The organism is Oleiphilus sp. HI0117 (genome assembly GCF_001635235.1).
The window spans coordinates 1-3,620 of the sequence record NZ_LWGA01000897.1; the positions used below are offsets into that span (position 1 = coordinate 1).

Consider the following 3,620-nt stretch of genomic DNA (forward strand, 5'->3'; position numbering starts at 1 on the left):
TCAGGCAATGCTTTTGGCGAAGCAGGCTGCCGTGTAGTTATTGAAGAATTTCTTGATGGCGAAGAAGCCAGCTTCATCGTTATTGCAGATGGTAAGAATATTCTACCGATGGCAACCAGCCAGGACCATAAGCGCGTTGGCAACGGCGACACTGGCCCAAATACTGGTGGAATGGGTGCCTATTCACCGGCTCCAGTTGTAACCCAGGAGATCCATGATCGCATCATGTCTGAAGTCATTATCCCAACCGTCGAAGGTATGGCGAAGGAAGGCAATGACTATACAGGCTTCCTCTATGCAGGTTTAATGATTTCAAAAGATGGCCAACCAAAAGTCATCGAATATAACTGCCGTTTCGGCGACCCTGAAACACAACCTATTATGATGCGCCTGCAATCTGATCTAATTACTCTATGCAATGCGGCATTGGATAAGACTCTCGATAAAACAACAACAGACTGGGATTCTCGCGCAGCAGTTGGCGTTGTCTTGGCCGCTGGTGGCTACCCAGGAAGCTACGACAAAGGCCTCATCATTAAAGGCCTAAAGCAAGGCGAGTCTGATGTTGCAAAAGTATTTCATGCAGGCACCAAACTCGATGGCGAGCAAGTAGCAACGTCTGGTGGCAGAGTATTATGCGCTACAGCTCTGGGCAACAATGTGACTGAAGCTCAGCAAAAGGCCTATCAGCTTGCACAAAATATCAGCTGGGAAGGTATGTTCTATCGAGATGACATTGCCTACCGAGCCATTGCCCGAGAGCAGCAGTCTTAAGGCAGCCAAACCCTGTAAACTAATCTGTCTGGGTGACCTATGAACTATAGCGACATAGAGAAATTCGCAAAAGAGCTAGCAATCAAAGCTGGCTCGATGATTAAGTCGGAACGAGCAAAAGGCTCACTCAGTCAGAATTACAAAGATCAACATGAGCTAGTAACATCTGCAGACATTGCAGCAGACAAACTAATCATCGAAGCTATTCAAGAAAAATTCCCTCACCACCGTATCATGTCTGAAGAGACATATACCGATACGAGCCAAGGCAAAGACCTAGCTGAACCCATCTGGATTATTGACCCCATTGACGGCACCGTTAATTATGCTCACGGCCACTTTATGGTCGCCGTCTCTATCGCATTCGCGTGTGAAGGTGAGGTACAAGTGGGAATTGTCTACAATCCGTTTCTGGACGAGTGCTATTCCGCTATTTTGGGGCAAGGCTCTTATTTGAATCAGAACAAGCTATCCGTCAGCAACCAAGACAATTTACGGAAAGCCCTGATTGCCACGGGTTTCCCTTACGATAAAAGCACCGTACCTGAAATCATGCGCCGAACAGAAAAGGTGCTGATGAAATGCCAAGACATTCGCCGCCTAGGCTCTGCTGCAATGGATATCTGCTGGGTTGCAAATGGCCGCCTTGACGGCTATTTTGAGTCACTGAGCCCCTGGGACTTCGCTGCAGCCAGACTGATTGCCCTTGAAGCCGGTGCACGCTGCGGCCACTTCACCCCAGTACCTGAAGGTATTCCTGCCTGCATCTACAACAACAACCTTCTCATTAGCACGCCAGCAATCTATGACGCTCTAGACGAAATTCTGGATTAGAGCTCGCTGAATCCAAGGCAAAAAAAAGGAGCCAAAATGGCTCCTAAAAAGTCCTTATAACAACTAGGGATTGGAAAGTGATGATTGGAGAGGCTCCGCGCAACTAAGTCACTTCCCCTTGCGCTGATAACTTAAGCCTAGCCAAGTTAAGCAATAATTCCTGTGCATCTTTCATTTCAACACCTTTTAACACCTAGCGTTACAGGCATCACGCCCTCTGTTACAAAACCAGGAACAGACACTTTGATAAACAAGAAAATATAAACATTAATTTATTCAACAAAACCAATGATTTATGTTGCAAAGCTATAATTTAGATTATATTATCCACTTAATGCACTGTTACATATAATTAAAGATAAACCTTAATATAGGCATGTCGCTGGGCGGTTTATATAGATCAGTGCAGAAAACAATAGAAACAAGCAACACAAAATCTCCTAAACCCTTAAAAATAAAAGGAAATTGGAGATATAGCAGAAAGATAGATAGGTACCATTATGTCACAAGAAGCCATTGCACTCCCTGAATGCAGCAGCGAATCCCCCAGAGTTGTAAGAGAAACTGTACGCCAACAACTAAGCAGTGATATTGAAGAATTTCTAAAAAGAGGTGGTAACGTAGAACGCGTTGATAATAACGTACGAGCTGACCCGCCAAAGAAGCCGACCATGAATTATGGCTCAGCACCAATCTAAGCCAGTACTACGTTAAAAGCGATAGCAGTACCGCTTAGCTTCTTCTTTCTTCCATCGCTCTCGGTAACTTTTTCATCTAAGAATATTACCGAGAGTGATAAAAGTGAATTTAAATTCACCCTATTCGCTATTTTCCTGTAAAAAGACCTGATTATTTCTAAAAAGACATTGCAGATTTCGAAATCTATGCGACAATTCGCACTCACTTTGAGACCTGCCACACACTATTACCGTCTCAAGGCACTCGCTTTTTTGTAGTCATGCACCTAAATGGATTCAGGTACAGGAGAATTGGGATTTAATGGACGCCTTTACTTTAATAATAAGCTTGACGCTTGCCGTCGCCGGTTCCTTTTTATATCGAGACTATTCACGTTTTCTCCGTGGCGCATACGCTAAATACGGAAAAGTAGTGTCAATCCATCAAGTATTCTCTAGCCTTACTTCTCATGCCGACAATAGTACTAGCCAAACCTACGTTAAAAATGGTTTTTACCCTGTCATTGAGTACCCGCATGAAGGAGGCCCGGTTCGCTTTACCGCAATTGACCACTTAGCCTCAGGCAACTTCCACGTTGGCGACAAAGTAAAACTTCGTATTCTCAAAACTCGCCGCAAACACTCACGTACTTGCAAAACTTTTATTGCACTGATATCAATGATTAGCTTGCTAAGCCTAGGCATGATAGGTGCTGCAATAACCAGCAGCATCTATATTTCATTTGGGCAGGTTCTACTTGCCTCAATGGTAATTGCTGCAAGTTTATCAATTATGGTTTTATATCAGCGCGACCAAGACCAGCATTACATTCACGAACTGAGCCATACTAAAAGCGGCCGAGCACAACTATGCATACCTGAACCCGCTGCTTTTAGGCACTGGAAGTCTGCGCTACAAGACCCTGTTCAACGAATAAAAATTCGCGGTTCACAATTATGCGGCGCGACCTGCATAGGCTCCGCACTTGTTATGCTAAGCATCGCTTTAATCCCAAGCATTCAATTATTACTTAAGCTAAGCATATAAGCGTACCTAGATCTCGAGTTCCCTGTATTTAGCGAAAAGCAAAATACTTCCAAAAATCCAGCCCCAGTTGACTTGCGTTATAGCCTTTCCTTCGGCATACCTGCTAATCTTAAGCACATAATATTTTTGATGATTGCCGGAGATAAAAAGTGTTTTCACCCAGCCAACGACAATTCCCTAACAGCCGACTCCGTCGCATGCGCTTTCAAGACTTTTCCCGTCGCTTGATGCAGGAAAATACACTAACAGCCAATGACCTGATTTACCCCATGTTTATTCTTGAAGGT

4 protein-coding genes and 1 pseudogene are annotated in these 3,620 nt (G+C 44.3%); all 5 read left to right on the forward strand.

The annotated features are described in order from the left end of the window. On the forward strand, nt 1-774 hold a 774-nt coding region (gene purD / locus A3757_RS15860; protein ID WP_068739903.1), incomplete at its 5' end, for a phosphoribosylamine--glycine ligase. Between the two features lie 39 nt (nt 775-813). After that, a complete protein-coding gene (locus A3757_RS15865; protein WP_068512169.1) occupies nt 814-1,608 on the forward strand; it encodes an inositol monophosphatase family protein in 795 nt (264 codons plus the stop codon). 500 nt (nt 1,609-2,108) lie between these two features. Then, entirely contained in the window at nt 2,109-2,306 is a 198-nt protein-coding gene (locus A3757_RS15870) for a hypothetical protein (protein ID WP_068513514.1), read from the forward strand. A 301-nt stretch (nt 2,307-2,607) separates the two neighbouring features. Next, a complete protein-coding gene (locus A3757_RS15880; RefSeq protein WP_068513508.1) occupies nt 2,608-3,333 on the forward strand; it encodes a hypothetical protein in 726 nt (241 codons plus the stop codon). Nucleotides 3,334-3,482: 149 nt separating this feature from the next. After that, nucleotides 3,483-3,620, forward strand: a pseudogene (locus tag A3757_RS25780) (porphobilinogen synthase); the annotation flags it as partial.